Raw genomic sequence first — 22942 nt, forward strand, 5'->3', positions numbered from 1 at the left:
CAGCGGGCTCCTTGTGGGAGTTGCGCTAAAGTAATTGCAATTGCAACTACATGACTGAATTTAGCGCGGGATGAGCTACTATTGCAACCTTCTTGAAATTCCCCGGATGGTGTTGCATGTCGTCGAAAGAGCCAGATGTATGGTTCCGTTTTGTCAGGGCCCACAGGACGGTCATCCGTGAAATCGAACGCCGCCTGGCGGCTGCAGACTTGCCGCCCTATGCCTGGTATGACGCGTTATGGGGCCTGGAAAGCGGCCCCGATGGCACACGGCGCATGCATGAGTTGGCCGATGTGCTGGCGATTGAGCGCTACAACCTCACACGCTTGGTGGACCGCCTGGAAAAGGACGGCCTGGTGGTGCGTTCGCGCTCCGACGGTGACGGCCGTGCGGCATTTGCCTCGATCACCGAAGCCGGCCGGGTGTTGCGTAAAAAAATGTGGGGCATCTACGAAAGCACCGTGGATGAGCTGTTCCTGTCGCAGATCGAGCCTGAGCAACGCCAGCTGTTTGCCGATACCTTGGAACGCACGGCGGGGTTGGCGGTGGAGGCGGGCGTGCAAACCCGCAGTCGGCGCAAGATCTAATAGGCGATGAGGGTCCAATGTGGGAGCGGGCTTGCCAGCCATCACAGTGGATACCGACGCATCGCCGCTTCGACCTGCTCAACACCAATGCGGCCTTCATCGGCCAACGCCCGCAGCACACACACCACAATCCAGTACCGACTGGGCGCAGACACCTGCACCGACCCCGCACCCAACCCGACAAATCGCGCCGGCACATGCGCCGCCAACTGATCGACAATCACCTGCGGATAACCGGTCACGGCAATCACCGGCGCGGCGCTCCCGGCCAGGCACTCACGTAAATGGCAGCTTTGCCTGGCAGCCATCGGGTGCAGGCGATTCCAGCGCTCGGCCGCTGCTGCCTCGCGGGCGAGCCGCGTATAGCTCGGGCAACTCCACACCTGCGCCGTCACGCCCCAATCCTGTTCGAGCAGTTGCGCCGCGTGGGTCACGTCCTCAAGCGTGCGGCCAGCGCCGAGTAATCGCACATCCCCGACGGGGTTGCGGCGTAGCAGGTACATGCCCTTGAGCGCGTCTTCACGATCCTGTGTATCGAGCATCGCTGTGCGCGCTTGATCGTGCAGCGCGAGGTAATAAAACCCTGGCTTGCCGTCGACATACAGCGCGCGCAAACCCGCCAGCACAATCGCTCGCGCTTCGGCACCTGACGCCGGGTCATACGGCGTGCAGTGAGGGTTCGTCGCCAGCCACAACGGCAGTGAGGGTTGCGCGCCCTTGGGCCAGGCAGAGGGTTGGTTTTCGATGTCGTTGCACAGGATGCCGCGCTGCAAGGTGGCCTCCGACAGCCCACATAACTGCGCCGACGACGCCGCGCTGTGCAGGTACAGCATGGGTTTTTCGCCGGTATTACGCGCAAACCAGCTGGGCCAATTGCCCGCACGGCGGCTGCGTGACTGGCCACGAATCACCCAGGCCTGTCGGCTCAATTCCAGGGTACTGGCCATGGTCATGACCGTGTACAGCGGCGAGCCGGGCGGTGGCACGGCAGTGCCCAGCGCATCGATGCAGCGCTGCGCGGCTTGAGCGGTTGAGACAGGCATGGGTCGAGGCTCCTGGCGACAGAGGCTCTTACCCTAATGGAAAACGGCATGTTATTGCAATTGCAATGATTGCAATCGCACCTCGATCTCGAAGTGCTAAATCGACCCAACCCTGCTACGTTTTATCTTGAAGTGCAGGAACGTCATGGCGCCGACATTTTTTCGTCATCACGGCACTTTAGGCTGTGTGTGCAGGTCATTTATCTGCAACCGCTTTTAATCAAGAAGGAGTCCACCATGGACGAATACCAAGAAGAACTGCTGGAGTACCACGCGTTTGAACTGGATCCGCTGGATCCGGCCGATGACGCCACCGAGCTGTAACACCGACTTCAGGCGGAATGCCGCTGACTGCGGCGAAATTCCCCTGGGGTCTGGTTGTTCCACCGCCTGAAGGCCCGTTGAAAGGCTTGGGCTGAGGCAAAACCGAGCAAGTAGGCGATCTCGCCAAACGCCAGTTCCGTGTCGCGAATGTAGGTCATGGCCAAATCGCGGCGGGTATCGTTAAGAATCGCGCGAAACTGTGTACCTTCGTCGGCCAGTTTGCGCCGCAACGTCCAGGTTGGCAGCTTCAAGCGTGCCGCCACTTCTTCCAGGTCGGGTTCCCGGCCGCCATTGAGCATCGGCCCGAGCAACCGGGTAATACGCTCGCGCAGGCTGCGGGTGCGGGTGAGCTGCTCCAACTCGTGTTCACATAACTTCAACAACAGCTGCCAGGTGCTGGGGCAATGCTGCGGGTTACGCAGGCCCAGGGTCGGCTGGTTGAGGCGCAGTTGATTGGCTTCGGCACCGAAATGCACCGGGCTGTCACCCAGCACGCTGTACTGGTCGCCGTACTCCGGGGCTTGAAACTCGATGTCGATGCGCTGCGCCTGCACCGGTTGTTGGGCCAGGCTCGACAATTGCTGCAACCAGCCGGCGATGATCGAGTCCACCACAAAGCGGTTGTAGGCGTTGTAGGGGCTGATGGAATAGAAACGCAGCCAAGCGCCTTCGGCGTCTTCATGAAAGCTCGACTGGCCGCGATAGTTGGAGCCGTACAGTGCTTCAAACCGCGTCAGTGCGCGCGCTGCTTCGCGTACGTTGGGCGCCTGTGCGGCGGTGACGCCGGCCAATCCCGCCTGGCTTAGACGGCTCAATTGACCCATGCGCAAGCCCAGGCCGGGGTCGCCGGTCAGTTGGATGGCCGCATGGCCCAGGCGCATATAGCGCGGGATCGACAGGCGCGCCCCGGCTTCGGCAAGGCGCGCCGGGTCCAGGCCGTATTGCAGCAGCAGCGGTTGCGGGTCCAGGCCATGGCTTTGGACGGCGTCGGCCAGGGACTGTACAAAGCCCACCGACAAGTCCCCAAGGCGCACCGGCTTCACGGCGTTACAGCCAGATATTCAGCAGGCGCGCGCCACGGGCGTCGTTGCCCGCAGTGACGTGCCCATCGTTGCTGAGGAAGCTGTGCCCGGCAGTGCCCAGGTCCCAGAACTGCCCACGCAGAAACACACTCATGCCGGCGCTGGCCTGGCTGATCGGTTGTTGGCTGATCAGGGTGAGGCGGCGCCAGGCTTCGCCCTCGCTGAGCTCTTCGGGCTTGAGGCTGATTTCCGGCGGCGTGGACACGCTTTTAAAGCCGCGCCATGGGCGGTCCCAGGTGTCGCGGCCGGTGACGAAGGCCGGCACGGCGACCAGTTGCGCACCTTGCTCGTTGAGCTTGCGGTAGTTGTCCGGGTACCAGCTGTCACTGCCGATCAGGATGCCCAGGCGCCCGGCCGGGGTGTCGACCACGCTGACCTGGTTTTCATCGCCCGGCGCGATAAAGCCGCGCTCATCGTAAATCGGGTATAGCTGGCGCTGTGGATCGCCAATGGGCAGGCCATCCGCCGCAAACACCACGCTGGCGTTGTACAGCGCGCCATGGCCGATGTGCAGTTGGCCCTGGCTGACACTGGGGTTTGGCAGCGCTATGGAACCCGCCACCAGGGTCACGCCGAATTCTTTGGCCAGGCCGCCGAACAGCACTTGATAGTCGCGGGCCATGGCCGGTGCCTTCATGCGCAGGTAGGCGTCGTCCATGCGGTTATCGCCTTTGGCGCTGATCCAGGCACGGGCAAACTGCAACGGGTTGCTGGCCGACAGCCAGTTCATCGCGTCCTTGAGGTGGGTGGCCTGGTACAGCTCGTTCTTCTCACCGCTGAGCATCAGCCAGGTGCCGATATGTTCCGGCAGCACGACGACGGTCTTGGGGTTGATCAAGCCCTGTTCGCGGGCCTTTTGCAGGTAGGCCGAGAGTTTCAGGTGCAGGCGTTCCAGGCTCTGGTAATCGGCCGGGAACAGCTCGGGTTGGATGCCCAGCAGGTTGCCACGGTCGGCGGGCTCGCCTTCGTTGACGGCCAGGGTGATACGCAGGTCCGACAGGTAATGCGCCACAGGGCGCTCCTGGGTCCAGACCAGATACGCGGCGATGGCGGCAACCAGGGCCATGGAGACGGTGAACGCTAGAAGTTTACGCATGGGGCAACAGACAACAGACCGTGTGCAGGGTTCGCGACTAGGGTAGGGCGCCTGCAACGGCTTGCCAAGGGGCACTGTGCATTTGGATCAATAACTTGTCAGTTACGGTCATTGAGCGGTAGTCCATCGCCTCTTAGTCTGTGGGACATAAACCGATGGCAAGCCATTCGAGCCTGCCACGTCCCGTGATGATCCGTTGTGGAGCTGTACCATGACCGCTGCTGCCTACCCGCACCTGCTGGCCCCGTTGGACCTGGGTTTTACCACCTTGCGCAACCGCACCCTAATGGGGTCGATGCACACCGGCCTGGAAGAAAAGCCCGGCGGTTTCGAACGCATGGCTGCCTATTTTGCCGAGCGCGCCCGAGGCGGCGTTGGCCTGATGGTCACCGGTGGCATCGGCCCGAATGATGAAGGCGGCGTGTATACCGGTGCAGCCAAGCTGACCACCGACGAAGAAGCGCAAAAGCACAAGATTGTCACCAAGGCCGTACACGAAGCCGGCGGCAAGATCTGCATGCAGATCCTTCACGCCGGGCGTTATGCCTACAGCCCCAAGCAAGTTGCACCGAGCGCGATCCAGGCGCCGATCAACCCGTTCAAGCCCAAAGAGCTGGACGAGGAGGGCATCGAGAAGCAGATCCAGGATTTCGTCACCTGCTCGCTGCTGGCCCAGGTGGCCGAGTACGACGGCGTGGAAATCATGGGTTCCGAAGGCTACTTCATTAACCAGTTTCTCGCCGCCCACACCAACCATCGCACTGACCGTTGGGGTGGCAGCTACGAAAACCGCATGCGCCTGGCGGTGGACATCGTGCGCCGGGTGCGCGAAGCGGTAGGCCCGAATTTCATCATTATCTTCCGCCTGTCGATGCTCGACCTGGTGGAAGGCGGCAGCTGCTGGGAAGAGATCGTGCAGTTGGCCAAGGCCATCGAAGGCGCGGGTGCGAGCATTATCAACACCGGTATCGGCTGGCACGAAGCGCGTATCCCCACCATTGCCACCAAAGTGCCGCGTGGCGCGTTCAGCAAGGTCACTGCCAAGCTGCGTGGCGCGGTGCAGATTCCGTTGATCACCACCAACCGCATCAATACCCCGGAAATTGCCGAGCAGATTCTGGCTGAAGGCGATGCGGACATGGTCTCGATGGCACGGCCCTTCCTGGCCGACCCGGAATTCGTCAACAAGGCTGCTGCCGGCCGCACGGATGAAATCAACACCTGTATCGGCTGCAACCAGGCCTGCCTGGATCACACCTTTGGCGGCAAACTGACCACCTGCCTGGTCAACCCGCGTGCCTGCTACGAGACCGAGCTGAACTACCTGCCGGTCAAGCAGATCAAGAAAATTGCGGTGGTCGGTGCCGGGCCTGCGGGCCTGGCGGCGGCTACCGTGGCGGCTGAGCGCGGCCACCAAGTGACCTTGTTCGATTCGGCCAGCGAGATCGGCGGCCAGTTCAATATCGCCAAGCGCGTGCCGGGCAAAGAAGAGTTCTTCGAAACCCTGCGTTACTTCAAGCGCAAATTGCAGACCACCCATGTTGAGCTGTGCCTCAACACCCGCGTGGATGTGGCGCAACTGGCGGCGGGCGGTTACGACGAGATCATCCTGGCCACCGGCATTGCGCCGCGCACCCCGGCGATTCCTGGCGTCGACAACGCCAAGGTGCTGAGCTACCTGGACGTGATTCTGCAGCGCAAGCCAGTGGGCAAGCGCGTGGCGGTGATCGGCGCCGGCGGCATCGGCTTCGACGTCTCCGAGTTTCTGGTGCATCAAGGCGTGTCCACCAGCCTGGACCGCGAGGCGTTCTGGAAAGAGTGGGGCATCGACACCCAGCTGCAAGCCCGTGGCGGCGTGGCCGGCATCAAGCCGCAACCCCATGCACCGGCACGTGAAGTGTTCCTGCTGCAACGCAAGACTTCCAAGGTCGGCGACGGCCTGGGCAAGACCACCGGCTGGATCCACCGCACAGGCTTGAAGAACAAGCAGGTGCAGATGCTCAACAGTGTCGAGTACCTGAAGATTGATGACGAAGGCCTACATATCCGCATCGGCGCCGAGGGCGAGCCGCAGGTGCTGGCCGTCGACAATATCGTCATCTGCGCCGGGCAAGACCCGCTGCGTGAGCTGCAGGATGGGCTGGTCGCAGCGGGCCAGAACGTACACCTGATTGGCGGCGCCGATGTGGCGGCCGAACTCGACGCCAAGCGCGCCATCAACCAGGGTTCGCGCCTGGCTGCCGAGTTGTAAAACGACCCAAGGGGCGGTGTTAGACTACCGCCCCTTTTTCATTCAGACAGCTCCCGATGGGTCCCTTCGATTGGCTTCCCCAGGCACCGCTTGAACCGTTGCCGCTCGACTGGCTGAACGGCGTCGAGCTGGCGATGCTGCGCCTGGACCGTATCGACCCACTGATCAGCGGCAACAAGTGGTTCAAGCTCACCGAGCACCTGGCCCACGCGCAAGCCGCCGGTGCCCGTGGTGTTATCAGCCTCGGTGGCGCCCATTCCAACCACCTGCACGCACTGGCAGCCGCCGGCAAACGCTTTGGTTTCGCCACCGTCGGCCTGTTGCGCGGCCATCCTCAAGACACACCCACTGTGCTCGACCTCAAAGCCTTCGGCATGCAGCTGCATTGGCTGGGTTATGGCGGCTATCGCGCGCGGCATGAAGCGGGTTTCTGGTCGCCGTGGCGTGAGCGATATCCGCACCTGTATCCCGTGCCCGAAGGCGGCGGCGGGTTGGCGGGTGCCGAGGGTTGCGGCGTGCTGGTGGAGCAAGTGCGGGCGCAATTGAACCGTCTGGGCTGGGACGATTACCACGCGTGGTGGCTGGCGGCAGGGACGGGCACCACACTGGCCGGGTTGGCGCTGGCCGAGGCGGGCGCGCATCCGGTGTATGGCGCAATGGCTGTGCCGGATGATCATGGGGTTGCGCAGAATGTGCAGGCGATTGTGCCGGGCGGTTATGCGTTGCTGGATGCGAGCCGAGGTGGTTTTGCCAAGGTCGATCCGGTATTGCTCGACTTTATCCATACCACCGAACAGGCCTGTGGCTTGCCGCTTGAACCGCTCTATACCGGCAAGGCACTCCTGGCGCTGAAGCAACAGATCGAGGCCGGACGCTTCACCCCCGGCACCCGCCTGATCTTCGTGCACACCGGCGGCCTGCAAGGCCGCCGAGGCTTTACCACCTAGCGTAAGCTCCCACCTGGCATCATTCGCAAAGCCGTATTGTCGCGCAGGATGTAGTGGTGAATGATCCCCGCCAGCGCATGCAGCCCGATCAGCCAATAACCAACCTTGCCGAACAGCACATGCCAGCTCTCAATCTCTTTGGCCAGCGCCTTGTTCTCCGCAATCAACGGCGGCAACTCAATCCCATAAAACATCACCGAATGCCCTTCGGCACTGACGATCAGCCAACCCGCAATCGGCATGCCGATCATCAATGCATACAGCGCAACGTGCATCAGTGTGGCCAACACCGTTTGCCATTGCGGCGGTGTGGGCACGATCTTCGGCGCAACCCCCAGGCTGCGTGCAAACAGGCGCAGCCACACCAGCACAAACACGGTAAGGCCGAACATAAAGTGCATTTCGACAATCAAGGTTCGCGCACCACTGCCTTTAGGGAACTGGCCGCGTAACTCTATGCAGGCGTAAACCACCGCCAGCAGCACCACCATCAACCAGTGCAACGCAATCGACATGGTGCTGTAGCGGGTATCGGAGTTTTTCCACGGCATCGCTGTGTTCCTCACTCATCAGGGCATACCTCCATTCTTTCGCGATGGAGTCCTTTAACTGTATGCCGGTTTTGAGCGGTTCGCCTGGCGTAAATGCCGTTGTTTTGACCTCGATCAGTGGCTTTGCGGCATTTCACCGCGCGCCAGGCGCTGGTTGATATCGGTGATCACCGCCGGCAGGTCGTTGATGGTGTCGATCAGGTAGTGCGGGCGCGAGCCTTCGAACAGCTTCTCGATGCGTTTGCGCTCGCTGGCCAGGGCGGCAGCGTCCAGGTCACGAAATTGTTCATAGGTCAGGCCCAGCGCATTGCCGGAGCAGGTCAATGCCACGGTCCACATGCCGGCGCGGCGGCCTTCGAGGATGCCTGGCACAGTGTCGTCGACCTTTACGCACGCTGCCACATCGTCAATGCCCAGCGCGATCACGTTGGCCAGCGCCTGGGCCGGCCATGGGCGGCCGTTGGGCACTTCGTCGGTGGCGACTACGTGGTCGGCGATGTAGCCGTTGGTGGCGGCCAGGGCCACCACTTTGTCCATCACCTGCTTGGGGTAGCCGGAGCAGGAGCCGATCTTGATGCCTTGCACACGCAAGCGCGCGATGGTGTCCAGGGCACCGGGGATCAGCGCCGAGTGCTCGGCGATCTTTTCGATCTGCAACGGCATAAAGCGCTGGTAGATCGAGGTCACGTCGTCATCGGTCGGCGTGCGGCCGAAGGCTTTGCGGTAGCGTTCGGCCACCTGTGGTTGGTTGCAGAGGGTGCGGATGTGGTCCCACTTGCCCATGCCCATCGGGCCACGGGCTTCTTCGATGGAGACTTGGACGTCGAACTCGGCGAAGGCTTCGACAAAGATCTGCGTGGGCGCAAAAGAGCCGAAGTCGACCACGGTGCCGGCCCAGTCGAGGATAACGGCCTGGAGGGTGTTGGGGTTTTGATAGTTCATGGTTCAAATCCTGTGGGTAATGGGGGCAATCAGATGTCCAGCACTTCCATTTCTTGCAGCACCTGGCCGATGGCCTCGACCGCCGCCTGCATGCCCTGCGCGTCAACATGGCCGATGCAGCCGACGCGGAAGGTTTCAACCTGGGTCAATTTGCCGGGGTAAAGAATGAAACCCTTGGCCTTGACCCGCTCGTAGAAGTCCTTGAACTGGTAACGCGGGTCTTTTGGCGCATGGAAGGTGACGATGATCGGCGCCTGGATGGCGGCTGGCAGGAAGCTGCGCAGGCCCAGTGCGGCCATGCCGTCGAGCAGCGTCTGGCAGTTGTCGGCGTAGCGTTGATGACGTGCGGGCAGGCCGCCTTCTTCCTGGTATTGCAGCAAAGCTTCGTGCAGCGCGGCGACCACGTGGGTCGGCGGCGTGAAGCGCCATTGGCCAGTCTTGGTCATGTAGCTGTGCTGGTCGAACAAGTCCATCGCCAGGGAATGGCAGTTGCCTTGGGCGCCCGCCAGTGCCTGTTTGTCGGCGAAGACAAAGCCCATGCCCGGCACGCCTTCCAGGCACTTGCCCGAGGCGGCGATCAGCGCGTCAAACGGCACTTCGCGGGCGTCGATCGCCAGCGCGCCGAAGGAGCTCATGGCGTCGATGATCAGGCGTTTATCGTGCTGTTTAACCACCTGCGCGATGTCCGGCAGCGGGTTAAGAATGCCGGTGCTGGTTTCACAGTGGATCAGCGCCACGTGAGTGATCGCCGGGTCGGCGTGTAGCAGGCGGTCGACGTCGGCGGCGGTGGTGGGCTCGTCTTCAGCGGTTTCGAAGGTGCTGAAATCGCGGCCGAGCACTTCGCAGATCTTCGCCAGGCGCTTGCCGTAGGCGCCGTTGATCAGCACCAGTACCTTGCCGTTGCGCGGCACCAGGGTGCCGATGGCGGCTTCGACGGCGAAGGTGCCGCTGCCTTGCAAGGGCACGCAGTGGTGGCTGTCGTTGCCATGCAGGATGGCCAGCAACTGGGTACAGACGCTGGCGGTCAGTTGGTTGAAGCGGTCATCCCATGACCCCCAATCCACCATCATTGCCTGACGGGTGCGGTTCGATGTGGTCAAGGGGCCAGGGGTCAGCAGGATCGGCGCGGCAGTGCTCATCTCAAGTCCTCGCAAGGTCATTGGGGGTTGAAGCTACGGCGCCTAAATTGCAGTTTGGCTTGTCATCAATCAAATTGTTTGTTGTTATGCGAGCTATCAGTGAGGCCGATAGCTATGAATTTGTTTCAACTGCGTGCATTCGATGCCGTGGCCCGCGAGGGCAGCTTTACCCGAGCCGCCGCACGGCTATTCATCAGCCAGCCGGCGGTGACCGGGCACATCAAGGCCCTGGAAGAGCACTACCAGATCGCACTGTTGCGCCGCACCGCCCGGCGGGTGGAATTGACCGAGGAGGGCACGCGCCTGGCGGCAATCACCCGGGCAATTTTCGGCCTGGTGGATGAAGCGCAGACACTGCTCGAAGCCAATCGGCAGTTGCTCAGCGGGCGCCTGGAAGTGGCCGCCGACGGCCCGCACCTGGTGATGCCGATGATCGCCAGCCTGCGGGCGCGTTACCCCGGCATCACCGTGAACCTGCGCCTGGGCAATGCCCAGGAAACCCTGGCGGCGCTGCTGTCCGAGCATGCGGATGTGGCGGTACTGACGGAGGTGGAGCCGCGCAATGGACTGCACCTTCAGCCTTTGAATGAGTCGCGGATTTGCGCGCTGGTCCCGGCCAGCCACCCGTGGGCGGCACTGCCCAAGGGTATTCGGCTGGAACAGCTCAACGAAGTGATCATGGTGTTGCGCGAGCCCAGCTCCATCACGCGGCGGACCTTCGATGAGGCGTGCGCGGTCGCGGGTGTGCAGCCCAAGGTGTTGCTGGAACTGGACAGCCGAGAGGCGGTGACCGAGGCCGTGGCGGCCGAGTTGGGCGTGGGCGTGGTGTCGTCGATGGAAGTCAGCCAGGACCCGCGTGTGCGGGCGGTGGCGATTCAGGGCGATGGATTGTTGAACCGGCATATGCTCGGCTGCATGGAGCGGCGCCGCTCATTGCGCTTGATTCAGGCATTCTTTGAGTTGGCGTCTTGAGTTGATGATCGAGTTGGGGGCCGCAAATTCAACGCAAACTGTCCCGGACGATATCCAGAAACGTCGCCACCACCCGCCGCGAACTCTGCTCCTTGAGGCACACCAGCGTTTCCTTCATGCGCTGGCTGCAATCGCGGATCGGCATGGCATACACCCGCGAGTCGGCGCCCAGTTCCGCCGCCGACACCACACCCACACCAATCCCCACCACCACCGCCTCGCGCGCGGCTTCGCGGCCTTCCACCTGGATCGCCGGGCGGATGCGCAGCCCGGCCTCGCGCATTTCCTGCTCCAGGGTCTGGCGAGTGACCGAGCCGATTTCCCGCAGCACCAATGGCGTGTCATCCAGGTCGGCCAGGCAGATGGATTCGCGCCCGGCCCACGGGTGGTTGCGCGCCACAAAGGCGAGTAACTGCTCATCGGGCAACGGTAATGACAGCAGGCGTTCGTCGTCGACATCGCGCCCCAGCAGGGCCAGATCGGCCTGGTAGTTGTACAGGCGAAACAGCGATTCGTCGGTGTTGCCGGTTTCGATCTTGACGCTGATGCCGGGGTACAACTGGCAGAAGCGCGCGATCTGCGGCAACACATGCACGGGCGCGTCCACGGCCAGGGTGAGCGTGCCGGTGAGCAGGGCGCGGGAATCTTGCAGCAGCTCTTCGGCTTCGGCCTCGATCACAAACAGACGCTGGGTGATGCCGAGCAGGCGCTCGCCCAGATCGGTGAGGCGCACGGCGCGTTTGTTGCGGTGAAAAAGCAGCACGCCGAAGCGTTCTTCGAGCTTGCGCACCTGGTCGGAAATCGCCGGCTGCGTCAGGAACAGGCGTTCAGCGGCCTGAGTGAAACTGCCGTGGACGGCCACGGCGTGGAAGGCTTTGAGCTGTGCGTGGGAAACCGACATCGCAGATCCTCTTACAAGCTGAGCTTATAGGTGAAATACGATAAATCGATTTTACCTATTAGTCAGCCATTGCTTTTATACCTCCCAGTCGCCGACGGTTGAGTCCTACAACCTCGGTGGCCATGGGTTCTGCCAAGCCGGACCCATCTGACCAATGTCGCGCTTTCCACGGCTCGGCATTGCAGTGCTCAACCATAAAAACAACAGGCATTTGCTTCTCGATCCTGCCGGCACACTCACCTGAGGTCAGAACCACCATGAATATCCAAACGGGTAGCATCAAGCGTTGGCGCGTGCAGATTTTTGCCATCACCTGGCTGGCGTACGCCGCGTTCTATTTCACTCGCAAAGCGTTTTCGGTGGCCAAGCTGGGCATCGTCGATGACCCAAGCTTCCCTCTCGACAAAATGATGATGGCCAACCTCGATGGCCTGTACCTGGCGGCCTACGCTGTGGGGCAGTTCACCTGGGGTATGCTGGCCGACCGCTTCGGGCCACGGGTGGTGGTGCTGGGCGGGTTGTTGATTTCCGCCGCTGCGGCGTTGGTGATGGGCACCTTTGCCACCTTGCCGATCTTTATCAGTTGCATGTTGATCCAGGGCCTGGCGCAGTCCACCGGCTGGTCGGGGCTGTGCAAGAACCTCGGCAGTTTCTTCCCGGCGCAGCAACGCGGGCGGGTGTTGGGGTTATGGAGTTCGTGCTACGCCTTTGGTGGCTTGGTGGCATCGCCCTTCGCCGGCTGGTGGGCCTACACGCTGATCGGCACATGGCACGCGGCGTTTATTTCCAGTGCGGCAGTGGTGGCGGTGGTGGCTGTGCTGTTCTTTATCTTCCAGCGCAATACACCGCAGGATGTCGGCTTGCCGGCCGTTGAGCCGGAGCCCGTCGTGGCGGGTGAGGCGCAGCGCGTCAGTGTGCTGGAACCGCTGCGCGCCATCCTGCGCAATCGCACGGTGCTGACCTTGGGTCTGGCGTACTTTCTGTTAAAGCCTGCGCGTTACGCGATCCTGTTGTGGGGGCCGGTGATTGTTTATGAGCAAATGCCCTCGGTGGGCAAGGTAGGCGCGGCCATCGTGCCCACGGCGTTCGAGTTGGCCGGGCTGCTGGGGCCGATCATGATCGGGCTGGCGTCCGACAAACTCTTCGGTGCCCGGCGCATGCCGGCCTGTGTGCTCAGCCTGCTGGCGCTGACCGTGGCCCTGGCGTTGTTCATGGCCGCGCTGCACACCGGCAGCGTGACGCTGGTGATGGCTCTGCTGTTTGTGATGGGCCTGACCCTGTACGGGCCGGACTCAATGATCAGCAGCACGGCGGCCATCGACTTCGGCACCGCCAAGGCTGGCGCCACGGCGGCAGGCTTTGTGAACGGGTGTGGTTCAGTGGGGGCGATTCTTGGCGGCCTGCTGCCGGGCTACTTCGATACGGTCACGGTGTTTATCGTATTTGCCGGCGCGGCGTTGTTTTCTTCGCTGGTGCTGATGCCTTACTGGAACGCCCGGCCCACCGTGCTGGCCCAGGTCGGCGATTTTGTGCCAGAGCGCAACGTCACGATCAAACCCTTGCGCACCTGAGGCAACTGGCCGGTTTTTTGGTGGATTAGAGTGTTTTTGCGCTATAAACTCTGCCCCCAAAGCGCCGGCCAGTAGACGTTTCGGCGCGATGGATAGAAGAGAGTGAGTCATGGGCGCACAGTGGAAAGTCAAACATAAAGAAGCGGCATCCAATGCCAAGGGCAAGATTTTCGGCAAGTTGGTGAAAGAAATCACCATCGCCGCCCGCAACGGCGCCGACACCGCGACCAACGCCCACCTGCGTTTGGTGGTAGAACAGGCCAAAAAGGCCTCGATGCCCAAGGAAACCCTGGAACGCGCGATCAAGAAGGGCGCCGGTCTGCTCGGCGAAACCGTGCAGTACCACCGCGTGACCTACGAAGGTTTTGCCCCGCACCAGGTGCCGTTGATCGTTGAATGCGTGACCGACAACATCAACCGTACCGTGGCGGAAATCCGCGTGGCGTTCCGTAAGGGCCAGCTTGGCGCTTCCGGTTCCGTGGCGTGGGACTTCAACCACGTCGGCCTGATCGAAGCCTCGCCGGACAGCCCGGATGCCGACCCTGAAATGGCCGCCATTGAAGCGGGTGCGCAGGATTTTGAAGATGGCGAAGAAGAAGGCAGCACCTTGTTCATCACCGAAACCACCGACCTCGACGCGGTGCAAAAAGCCCTGCCGGAGCAGGGCTTCACGGTGTTGTCGGCCAAGCTGGGCTACCTCTCGAAGAACCCGGTAAGCGGTTTAACCGATGAGCAGATGGCTGAGGTTGAAGCCTTCCTGGAAGGGTTGGACAACCATGATGACGTGCAGGATATGTTCGTTGGGTTGGCTGGCTGATTTATAGCTGAATAAAGGCAGGCAAAAATGTGTGAGCTGGGTTGCCTGCTGTGGCGGTTTGTTGGTGTACATATCCGTTGCTGCGGTGATGGCTGGTTAGGGTTCCGCCCTGACGGCGGGTCACTTTTGGCAAACGCCCGGAATGCCGGCCCAGCCAAAAGTAACCAAAAGGTCTGTGCCCCACCACTTGGCACCTCGCTAATGCTCGGTGTGCCCTCACTCCGGCTTGAATCCGTGGGCCGCCGCGATGGGCCATCCTTGGCCCAGCGCGGCTAACCCGGCGTCCTGCCGGGTTACCCACGGATTCAAGCCTGCGTTCGGCCATCGTGGTTAACGGGGCGTCTGAGATCAAAAGCAGATCAAGATCAAGATCTACAGCACGGCGGCCTGAAAGCCGACCTGAGTGGTTGAAGCAAGAGCCAGATCAAGTGCAAAGCAAAAGCCTGTCTACCTGGTGTAACTCGGTCTAAATGTGGGAGCGGGCTTGCTCGCGAATGCGGTGGGTCAGTCAACTCATCTGTCACTGACCCACCGCATTCGCGAGCAAGCCCGCTCCCACAGTTGATCGCATGCATTTTTGAATATGAGGTCGGCTGCGGATTTGCATGCACTGAAAAGCTGCTTTTCTGTGGGAGCTGGCTTGCCTGCGATGCAGACACCTCGGTACATCAGGTACACAGAGTTGATGCTATCGCAGGCAAGCCAGCTCCAACATTGTTTAGTGGTGTGGCAGCGATTGCAGCAGCGCTTCGATCTCTTCAAAGCTCGGGCGCGCTAACACATCGGGCTGGCAGCAGCTTTGTTGCAGCGCCACCAGCGCTTCATTGTCGAAGCCTTCGTCTACCCGCTCCAGCAATTCCCCCAGCAACACCCCGAATGCACGCACTTCAATGCGCCGCAACGCCCTGGTTTCCAGCGTGTCCGCCGTTGCATGGAACGACGCCCCGCCAAAGTCCCCGAGCAAGCAGTCGCCCGCCGCATTCCACAGGATATTATGGCCGTACAGGTCGCCATGGGTGATGCCGTGCCGGTGCAGATGCGCCGCCACCGAGGCGATGCCGCGTGCCATGCGCAAAGCTACTTCAGCACTGAAGCGTGTGCCCGTCGCGTAGATATCGCGGGTGCATGACGCCAGGCTCGGCAAGGCCGCGAGGTTGCGGTAACTCGGGTCGATCAGGTCCATCACCAGGGCTGCTTGGTCATCCGGGTGGCCAACCACGCGCCCCTCCACCTTGATCAGGTTCGGGTGCAGCCCGGCGGCGATGCAGGCCTGCATTTCATGCAGCGGCGAGCCGTCGCTGGTGATCGTGCCTTTGTAGAGTTTGACCGCGACCGGCAACGCTTGCGGCTTCCATAACGCCTTGCGGATGATCCCCGAAGCGCCTTCGCCCAACACCTCGCCCAGTTCCAGTTCAGCCCAGGGGATATTCGGCGTTGCATCATCGCTCGCCACTTCTACGGCCATTTCCACCGGGTTACCGGCGTAGGCCAGCCAGGTCAGGCTCGGCAGCGTCAGCAGCCATGGTGGCAGTTGGGTGAAGCGGTTGGAGGCGATGCGCAGCAGCTCGAGGTTTTTGCAGTTGACCAGGCTGTGGGGCAGGTCCGTCAGGTGGTTGCCGGCCAGCATCAGCTTTTGCAGCAATGGCCGTTCGCCCAACTCGCTGGGCAACTGGCTGATGCAGTTGTCGGTGAGGATCAGCCAGCGTAACTGTGGCGGCAACGCGGCGGCGGGTACGTGGCTGATCTGGTTAGCCTTGAAACCGATCATGCTCAGGTTGGCACATTGGCCCAGGCAGGTGGGCAGCTCAGTGAAGGCGTTGTCCGAGCAGAACAGCACGCGCAGGTGCGACAGCCGATGCAGGTCGTCGGGCAGGCTGCTCAGGGCATTGCCGGTGAGGTTGAGGATTTCCAGGCTGTCGGCCAGCGCGAAGATTTCCGACGGGAATTCGGTCAGCCCGCAAGACAGGTCCAGGCGTGTAATACCGGCCAATTGGCCAGCCTTGAGTTGGGCGAGGGTATTCATGAACGGCGCGGTCACTCGGCAAGGTGGGCGTAAAAGGCGCTCATGATACCGGGTCGGGCGCGGGTTGCGGGCACACCGTGTGTAATTGGTTGAGCCGGCTGGCGGTGCGGGCGAGGTCGATGGCCTGGCCTTCCAGGGCGCGCGCCAAGGGTTGCGGGCCGATCAGGGTCAGGCGTTTGTCCTGGTCGTAGAGCACGTCCACCAGGTTGATAAAGCGCTGTTGCACGGCGATCGGGCAGTCGGCCAAGGAGGGCAGGCCGTCGATGATCCAGTGGTCGAAATCCTCGCACAGCAACAGGTAATCCATCACGGCGGTGAGCTGTTCACACAGGTCGTTGAAGGTGAACACGATGCTGCGCGCCTGATGGCTGCGGCAGAGCAATTGGCGCTTGCCTACCGTCAAGCTTTGCGCCGGGCCAGGCGTGGCGGGCAGCCCGAGGGCATCGCGCTGGGCGGCGTTACCCGGCCAGACATACTGGCCGCCGGTGAAACGCTGCTCGGCATGGGCCTGGGGCAAGCTGCGAAAATCCTCGGGCGAGCTGACTTCCAGCACCTGCATGCGCGTGGCGATCAAGTCGATCACCGGCTTGAAGCGCTCGTGGTACAGCGGGTTGGGCAGCAGGCCTTCGGGGGCGTAATTGGAGGTCACCAGCACCAGCACGCCCCGTTGGAACAAGGCTTTGAACAGGCGGCTGATGAGCATCGCATCGCCGATATCGTGGACGTGGAATTCGTCGAAGCACAGCACCCGGCAATCGGCCAGTAGCGCGTCCAGGGTCACGCCCAGCGCGTCGTGCTGTTCACGGTGCTGGAACATGCCCTGGTGCAGGCGGGTAAAAAAGGTGTGGAAGTGCACGCGTTGCTTTTGCGCAATCGGTAGCGCCTGGAAAAACCCATCGAGCAGCCAGCTTTTACCACGGCCCACCGGGCCATGCAGGTACAGGCTGCGCGTGGGCCGGCCGGCGAGCAGGTGTCGGGTCTCGCGGGCGAGGGCGGCAATCGCCTGGGTTTGGCCGGCGCTGAGGGTATAGCCCTGGTCGTGGGCCTTGTTTTCAAAGAACGCCGGGATAGTCGAGGCGCTGGTCAACGCGGTTTTTTTACCCAGAAGGCGCTGAATCAGGGATAGCACAGCCAATGCACGTCACTCTGTCTTTCGGTGGTTGCCCACTTTAGGGCGCTCACGTCGATTTGACCAATACAGAACGGCGCCCCCTGCTATCTCGAAAAGGCATGTTACGCCCGCCCTCCGGCTCAGACTGGCAGTTTCGCCCTTTGTGGCTAACCTCTTACAGAGCAGTCACCCCTGTACAAGGATTTGGGGCAGTGAAGGGACGAGGCGTTTTGGCAGTCATGGGCACGATGCTCTGCAGCACGGTTTACGCTGCGCAACTCCAGGTGGAGGTGCGCATCGACGTGCAGCGGGGCTGCCAGCTGGTGGGCACTACCCGCAGTGCTGGCATCGAGCAACTTGGCGTATTGGATTTTGGCAGCGGCCCGCGTCTGGATGACCCGGCCGGGCCCCTGAGTGCGGCCCTGATCAGCCAGCGCCAGCCGCGCCTGGAGTGCAACCCCGACACCCCTTACCAACTGCGCGTTGACGGCGGCCTGCATGGCGGCACCGGCGAAGTGCGCTACCTGAGTGCCGCAACCCCTTCGAGCAAACCGATTCCCTATCGAATTTATGCCGACGCCGCGCGGCGTATTGCCTTGCCGGTCAACGAGCCGCTGAGTGGGCGCGTGCCGGACTCCGGCAGTGTCGACCTGCCGCTGTATGGGCGCATTGAGCCACTCAAGGACATCCCGGCGGTCGGTCGCTACACCGACCTGCTCAAGGTCACCGTCACATGGTAAGCCGCAGCTTGGTCCTGGTGGCCATGGGCGGGCTGTTGCTGCTGGCCGATGACGCCCAGGCGGCCGTCGCCGGGCAGATCCACGCACGGCTGGTGATTACCGCCAGTTGCCAGGTGAGCAAAGACATCGAGAGTGCGCCGGTGAGCCCCGCCGGCGGTAGCGCGTTACTGGATTTCGGCACCCAGGGCCCGACGTGGAGCAACTCCTTGGGCGCGGGCGTCACCGATGGCAGCAATGCGCCGCTGTCGGTGTCCTGCAACCCCTCGGTGGTCAGCAGCTTCACCGTGACCATCGACGGCGGTGCCCATGGTGACGGCACTACAAGGCGCCTGAGTAACGGGCGCCAGACTATTCCCTATCAACTCTCGGCTGACCCACTTGGCCGGCGCAGCTACAGCATTGGCGAGCAACGCAATTTCGTCGTAACCAAGGGCACACAAGTACCGATCCCGGTATTCGGCTCGGTGGTGGCGAATACCAGGGCCTTACCGGCCGGCATCTACACAGACACCCTGACGGTGACTCTGGATTGGTAAACCATGAGGATGGACATCATGCATGCACTTATAGCGAAGGCGGTTTTTCCATTGATGGCGTTGGTGTGGGTGTCGGGCGCACAGGCGGCGACGGTGGCCGGTACGGTCAGCGCCACCCTGGTGCTCACCAGCAGCTGCCAGGTCAACGGCGCCGTAGCCACTGGCGGGATGAGCTTCGGTAACTTGAACTTCGGTACCGCCAACAGCCTGTTCACCGAAGCTGACGGCCAGGTGCTGGGCGGCGGCGGCGGGGCGTTGTCGATCCTGTGTTCGGCGGGTACGTCACCGACGTTGACGGTGTCTGCCGGTGCCCACGACGGCCAGTCCGTGGGCGGTGGCCGCGCGCTGTATGACGGGGTGGCCAACTACGTGCCGTATGACCTTTACACCGACAGCGGCCACTCGACGCTGCTGGCCATCGGCGGGGTGATCAACCTGGCGCCGAGCACCGGCGTGGCCCAGGCCGTGAATATCTACGGCAAGGCCAATGGCAAGGCGGGCTTACCGGCCGGTACTTACACCGACACGGTTAACGTGACCCTGACGTTCTAAAGGCGATGGGCCGGTCAGGATGGGCGGCGTTGGCGGTGTGCATTGGCTGGGGAATGCCGCTGTCACTGTTGGCGGTGACCAGCCAGTCGTTCCAGGTCAGCGCGACGATCACGCCGGGCTGCCTGGTGGTCGGCGGCGGCAGCAATTACGGCAGCCTGGCGTTCGGCACTTATTCGGCCTTGGCCACCAGTACCGCTTCTGTCGCGCTGACCGGCGGCGTGACCCTGCAATGCACGCCGGGGGTGGCGCTGAGCATGAGTGTCGATGGCGGGTTGCATAACAACAGCGGACGGCGGATGCAGCTCAATAGCGGCACTGCCCAAGTGGCATATCAATTGTTTCGGGACGCGGCGTTCAGCCAGAGCCTGGGCATCAGCCAAAGCGTGAGCGTGGCGTACAGCAACGCCAACAACATCACCTTGCCGATTTATGGGCGAGTGCAATTACCGGGTAACCAGCCTGGGGGGACGTACAGCGACACGTTGCAGGTGCAGCTGTCGTGGTAAGGCTTTCGGTATAAGGAGTGAGATCTATGTGTGCAGCTTCCCGGCACGGGTGGGCAGCGGGTTTGAGTGGGTTGTTGATGTTGGCGGCGGGGCAGGTCCAGGCGGCCAGTTCGGTGCTGATCTGGCCGATCGACCCGGTGCTGGAGGCCGACCAACAGGCCAGCGCGCTGTGGCTGGAGAACCGCGGCACCGAGACCGCCAACCTGCAGATCCGCGTGTTTGCCTGGACCCAGAGTGGTTTTGACGAACAATACCAGAACCAGCGCGATGTGATTGGCAGCCCGCCGGTGGCGAAAATCGAGCCGGGGCAAAAGCAGTTGGTGCGCCTGACCCGAACCAAAGAAGTGCCGCCCGGCCAGGAGCTGGCCTATCGCATCATCATCGATGAGATCCCTTCGGCCACGCCGCCGCCGGCCCCGGCAGATGGCAAGACCGCCGCTGCTATCCGCTTCCAGATGCGCTATTCGGTGCCGTTGTTTGCCTACGGTCCGGGCCTGTGGAGCAAGGTTGACGGCACCCGAGACCGCGATCCGAAAACCGCCGGCAAGCCGGATCTGAGCTGGAAAAAAGTCAGCGTGGGCGGGCGCAACTACGTCGAGATGCGCAACCAGGGCGCCGTGCATGCGCGCCTCACGGATGCCACGTTCAAGCAGGGCGGCCAGCCGCGGCCCTTGGTGGAAGGCTTGATGGGCTATGTGCTGCCGGGCGCGACCATGCGCTGGCCGGTGCCAGACGGTTTGCCGGCCGATCAGCCGTTGCAGGTGCGCATCAATGGGGCAACGCAAGTGGAGAATCTCGCGCCGGGACGCTGACTCAGTGTGGCGGGGCATGGAGTAGGCCCTGGTGTTAACTACGGATGGAGATGTCCATTGATGGACACAAAGCCTTGGTGAGCCAGGATCGGGCTCGATGTCTATGGCGATCGGTGTGGGTGGTGGGCGGCTTGTCTGGCTTGGTGCTGGCGCCGCCGAGCTTTGCCGCGCCGTTGCCGCCCCCGCCCAGCAGTATGGAGGCTGTTGCCGATGCGCAGTTGTTCCTGGAACTGGTGGTCAACCAGATGGACACCGGCCGTGTGGTCGCCGTCAATCAGCGTGCCGGGCAGCTGTTTTTGCCGGCGTCGGTGTTGCAGGAGGTTGGCGTGAAGTTGCCTGGGGATGTGCCAGGCGAGGTTGCGCTGGAGAGCTTTCCAGGCCTGCACACCGATTACGACAGCCAGGGCCAACGCCTGATACTGAGCGTGCCGCCAGCCTGGCTGCCGGAGCAATTTATCGGCAACCGCAACAACTACCCACGCACCCAGGCACTGACCAGTTTCGGCGCGTTGCTCAATTATGACGCCTACCTGAACGACACGGACGATGCGGGCACTTACCTCGGTATCTTCAACGAAGTGCGGCTATTCGATACCTGGGGCACGTTGTCCAACACCGGCCAATACCGCACCACCATTGGCCGGGAAACCGCCGGCAGTAGCCTGGACAATGGCTATCGACGCTATGACACCACTTGGCGATTCTCTGACGATGAACGCCTGTTGACCTATGAAGCGGGCGATGTGATCAGCGGCGCCTTGCCCTGGAGCACCTCGGTGCGCCTGGGCGGTGTGCAACTGTCGCGCGACTTTGGCGTGCGCCCGGACCTGGTCACCTATCCGTTGCCGCAGTTCGCCGGGGAGGCGGCGGTACCGTCGTCGGTGGACCTGTTTATCAATGGCTATAAATCCAGCAGCGCCGACCTGCAGCCGGGGCCGTACACTCTGACCAACGTGCCGTTTATCAACGGCGCCGGCGAGGCGGTGGTGGTCACTACTGATGCGCTGGGCCGGCAGGTGTCGACCACGGTGCCGTTCTATGTCACCAGTACCCTGCTGCAAAAGGGCTTGTCGGATTTCTCGGTGGCGGCGGGTAATTTGCGCCGCGACTACACTTTGCGCGATTTTGGCTATGGCCCTGGCGTGGCCAGCGGCACCTTTCGCTATGGGGTTTCCGACGCGTTTACCCTCGAAAGCCATGCCGAAGCTTCGAATGACCTGACCCTGGGCGGTGTCGGCGGTAACCTGCGGGTCGGTAACTTTGGCGTGCTCAATACCGCCGTCAGCCAAAGCCAGTACGACGGCCGGACCGGCCAGCAACTAAGCCTGGGCTACCAATACAGCAACCAGCGCTACAGCCTGTCGTATCAACGGGTCGAGCGCCGCGAGCAATACGCCGACTTGAGCCTGATCGATACGCCTTACGCCAGCCTCAGCAAGCGCAGCCAGCAGGCGACGGTGAGTCTGAACCTGAATAATTTTGGCAGCCTGGGCGTCGGCTATTTCGATGTGCAGGCAGCCGATGATTCGCGTACCCGCCTGGTGAACCTGACCTGGAGCAAGCCGCTGTGGCGCAACAGCAGTTTTTACCTGTCGGCCAACCATGAAGTGGGCGACAGCAGTTGGGCAGTGCAGGCGCAGGTGGTGGTGCCGTTCGACGTGTACGGCAGCCTCAGCGTGGGCACCGAGCGCAGTAAAACCGGCGAGAGCCTGCAGCGGGTCAACTACAGCCGAGCCGTGCCGGCCGAAGGCGGCGTGGGCTTTAACCTGGGCTATGCCAGCGGTGATGGGCCGGCTTATCGCCAGGCCGACCTGACCTGGCGCCTGCAGTCGGTGCAGTTGCAAGCCGGCGTGTACGGCAGCAGCGACGCCGAAACCCGTTGGGCCGACGCCAGTGGCTCGTTGGTGTGGATGGACAATCAAGTGTTCGCCGCCAACCGCGTCAACGATGCGTTTGTGGTGGTGAGCACCGACGGCGTCAGTGGTGTGCCGGTGCGCTACGAGAACCAGGTGGTGGGCGAGACCGATCGCAACGGCCACTTGCTGGTGCCGTGGACCAGTGCTTACTACCGCGCCAAATATGAGATCGACCCACTGAACCTGCCATCCAACATGCAGGTGCCCAACGTCGAGCAACGGGTAGCCGTGCGCCGTGGCAGTGGCTACTTGCTGGAATTCCCGGTGCGCCAGGTGATCGCGGCGAGCATCACCTTGGTCGACGCCCAGCACCAGGACTTGCCCCTGGGCAGCCAGGTGCGGCACGAGCAAAGCGGCGCGCAGGCGGTGGTGGGGTGGGACGGCCTGGTGTACCTGGAAAACCTGGCGGCCCATAACACCTTGCAAGTCACCTTGGGTAACGGCCAGACCTGCCAGGCAACGTTTGAGCTGGATACCACCCAGGCCCAGGTGCCACTGATCGGGCCACTGGTGTGCCAATGAC

At 62.3% G+C, this 22942-nt stretch carries 22 protein-coding genes; 13 read left to right on the plus strand and 9 right to left on the minus strand.

All coding sequences use genetic code 11. The annotated features are described in order from the left end of the window. Positions 1-116 precede the first annotated feature (116 nt). The gene (locus tag FFI16_RS08065; RefSeq protein ID WP_138814830.1) at positions 117-587 is read left to right on the plus strand and encodes a MarR family winged helix-turn-helix transcriptional regulator; all 471 of its coding nucleotides are present in this window, start codon (positions 117-119) and stop codon (positions 585-587) included. 41 nt (positions 588-628) lie between these two features. Here the strand turns inward: FFI16_RS08065 and FFI16_RS08070 are convergent, their stop codons facing one another. After that, on the minus strand, positions 629-1630 hold the full coding sequence (locus tag FFI16_RS08070) for a pyruvate dehydrogenase (protein ID WP_138814831.1): 1002 nt from the start codon (positions 1628-1630) through the stop codon (positions 629-631). Positions 1631-1819: 189 nt separating this feature from the next. Between FFI16_RS08070 and FFI16_RS30635 the strand changes: the two genes are divergently transcribed. Beyond that, positions 1820-1954 (plus strand): hypothetical protein, encoded by a 135-nt coding sequence (locus FFI16_RS30635; protein WP_256666238.1) that lies wholly within the window; start codon positions 1820-1822, stop codon positions 1952-1954. Between the two features lie 8 nt (positions 1955-1962). Here FFI16_RS30635 and FFI16_RS08075 read toward each other — a convergent pair whose 3' ends face one another. Continuing rightward, the gene (locus FFI16_RS08075; RefSeq protein ID WP_138814832.1) at positions 1963-2997 is read right to left on the minus strand and encodes an AraC family transcriptional regulator; all 1035 of its coding nucleotides are present in this window, start codon (positions 2995-2997) and stop codon (positions 1963-1965) included. Between the two features lie 4 nt (positions 2998-3001). Continuing rightward, a complete protein-coding gene (locus FFI16_RS08080; RefSeq protein ID WP_138814833.1) occupies positions 3002-4132 on the minus strand; it encodes a carbon-nitrogen hydrolase family protein in 1131 nt (376 codons plus the stop codon). Between the two features lie 211 nt (positions 4133-4343). Here FFI16_RS08080 and FFI16_RS08085 point away from each other — a divergent pair, with 211 nt between their 5' ends. Then, positions 4344-6383 carry an NADPH-dependent 2,4-dienoyl-CoA reductase gene (locus tag FFI16_RS08085; RefSeq protein WP_138814834.1) on the plus strand — a complete coding sequence of 680 codons (2040 nt, stop codon included), beginning with the start codon at positions 4344-4346 and terminating at the stop codon, positions 6381-6383. A gap of 56 nt (positions 6384-6439) precedes the next feature. After that, positions 6440-7330, plus strand: a complete 891-nt coding sequence (locus FFI16_RS08090) for a 1-aminocyclopropane-1-carboxylate deaminase/D-cysteine desulfhydrase (RefSeq protein WP_138814835.1) — start codon at positions 6440-6442, stop codon at positions 7328-7330. Here the strand turns inward: FFI16_RS08090 and FFI16_RS08095 are convergent. From FFI16_RS08095 to FFI16_RS08105, 3 genes are all read right to left on the minus strand, one after another. Further along, on the minus strand, positions 7327-7881 hold the full coding sequence (locus FFI16_RS08095; protein ID WP_138814836.1) for a cytochrome b: 555 nt from the start codon (positions 7879-7881) through the stop codon (positions 7327-7329). The two genes, FFI16_RS08090 and FFI16_RS08095, sit on opposite strands and share 4 nt — an antisense overlap. A 114-nt stretch (positions 7882-7995) precedes the next feature. Beyond that, the gene (gene phnX / locus FFI16_RS08100; RefSeq protein ID WP_138814837.1) at positions 7996-8823 is read right to left on the minus strand and encodes a phosphonoacetaldehyde hydrolase; all 828 of its coding nucleotides are present in this window, start codon (positions 8821-8823) and stop codon (positions 7996-7998) included. A 29-nt stretch (positions 8824-8852) separates the two neighbouring features. Then, a complete protein-coding gene (locus tag FFI16_RS08105; RefSeq protein ID WP_138814838.1) occupies positions 8853-9962 on the minus strand; it encodes a 2-aminoethylphosphonate--pyruvate transaminase in 1110 nt (369 codons plus the stop codon). Between the two features lie 114 nt (positions 9963-10076). Here FFI16_RS08105 and FFI16_RS08110 point away from each other — a divergent pair, with 114 nt between their 5' ends. Next, on the plus strand, positions 10077-10934 hold the full coding sequence (locus FFI16_RS08110; RefSeq protein ID WP_138814839.1) for a LysR substrate-binding domain-containing protein: 858 nt from the start codon (positions 10077-10079) through the stop codon (positions 10932-10934). A gap of 28 nt (positions 10935-10962) precedes the next feature. Here FFI16_RS08110 and FFI16_RS08115 read toward each other — a convergent pair whose 3' ends face one another. Further along, the gene (locus FFI16_RS08115; protein ID WP_138814840.1) at positions 10963-11835 is read right to left on the minus strand and encodes a LysR substrate-binding domain-containing protein; all 873 of its coding nucleotides are present in this window, start codon (positions 11833-11835) and stop codon (positions 10963-10965) included. Positions 11836-12092: 257 nt separating this feature from the next. Here FFI16_RS08115 and FFI16_RS08120 point away from each other — a divergent pair, with 257 nt between their 5' ends. Beyond that, on the plus strand, positions 12093-13406 hold the full coding sequence (locus FFI16_RS08120) for an MFS transporter (RefSeq protein ID WP_138814841.1): 1314 nt from the start codon (positions 12093-12095) through the stop codon (positions 13404-13406). A gap of 109 nt (positions 13407-13515) precedes the next feature. After that, positions 13516-14223 carry a YebC/PmpR family DNA-binding transcriptional regulator gene (locus tag FFI16_RS08125; RefSeq protein WP_083357900.1) on the plus strand — a complete coding sequence of 236 codons (708 nt, stop codon included), beginning with the start codon at positions 13516-13518 and terminating at the stop codon, positions 14221-14223. A gap of 718 nt (positions 14224-14941) precedes the next feature. Here the strand turns inward: FFI16_RS08125 and FFI16_RS08140 are convergent. Then, complete coding sequence (locus FFI16_RS08140; RefSeq protein ID WP_138814843.1) at positions 14942-16246, minus strand: protein kinase; 1305 nt, start codon at positions 16244-16246, stop codon at positions 14942-14944. A 40-nt stretch (positions 16247-16286) separates the two neighbouring features. Next, positions 16287-17381 carry a cell division protein ZapE gene (zapE, locus tag FFI16_RS08145; RefSeq protein ID WP_138814844.1) on the minus strand — a complete coding sequence of 365 codons (1095 nt, stop codon included), beginning with the start codon at positions 17379-17381 and terminating at the stop codon, positions 16287-16289. A gap of 224 nt (positions 17382-17605) precedes the next feature. On the opposite strand from zapE, the gene FFI16_RS08150 reads away from it, so the two are divergent. The 6 genes from FFI16_RS08150 to FFI16_RS08175 are packed head-to-tail and all read left to right on the plus strand — an operon-like array spanning position 17606 to position 22941. Beyond that, positions 17606-18097 (plus strand): spore coat U domain-containing protein, encoded by a 492-nt coding sequence (locus tag FFI16_RS08150; RefSeq protein ID WP_178112727.1) that lies wholly within the window; start codon positions 17606-17608, stop codon positions 18095-18097. Further along, complete coding sequence (locus tag FFI16_RS08155) at positions 18091-18633, plus strand: spore coat U domain-containing protein (protein WP_138814846.1); 543 nt, start codon at positions 18091-18093, stop codon at positions 18631-18633. The genes FFI16_RS08150 and FFI16_RS08155 overlap by 7 nt, the downstream gene beginning before the upstream one ends. An 18-nt stretch (positions 18634-18651) precedes the next feature. Then, a complete protein-coding gene (locus tag FFI16_RS08160; RefSeq protein WP_138814847.1) occupies positions 18652-19185 on the plus strand; it encodes a spore coat U domain-containing protein in 534 nt (177 codons plus the stop codon). Positions 19186-19190: 5 nt separating this feature from the next. Continuing rightward, positions 19191-19691, plus strand: coding sequence for a spore coat U domain-containing protein (locus FFI16_RS08165; protein WP_138814848.1), 501 nt, complete (start codon positions 19191-19193; stop codon positions 19689-19691). 26 nt (positions 19692-19717) lie between these two features. Next, positions 19718-20503 (plus strand): molecular chaperone, encoded by a 786-nt coding sequence (locus FFI16_RS08170; protein ID WP_138814849.1) that lies wholly within the window; start codon positions 19718-19720, stop codon positions 20501-20503. Between the two features lie 44 nt (positions 20504-20547). Further along, positions 20548-22941 carry a fimbria/pilus outer membrane usher protein gene (locus FFI16_RS08175; protein ID WP_138814850.1) on the plus strand — a complete coding sequence of 798 codons (2394 nt, stop codon included), beginning with the start codon at positions 20548-20550 and terminating at the stop codon, positions 22939-22941. The last annotated feature ends 1 nt before the right edge of the window (position 22942 follow it).

The sequence above is a fragment of the Pseudomonas sp. KBS0710 genome, from assembly GCF_005938045.2.
GTDB lineage: Bacteria > Pseudomonadota > Gammaproteobacteria > Pseudomonadales > Pseudomonadaceae > Aquipseudomonas.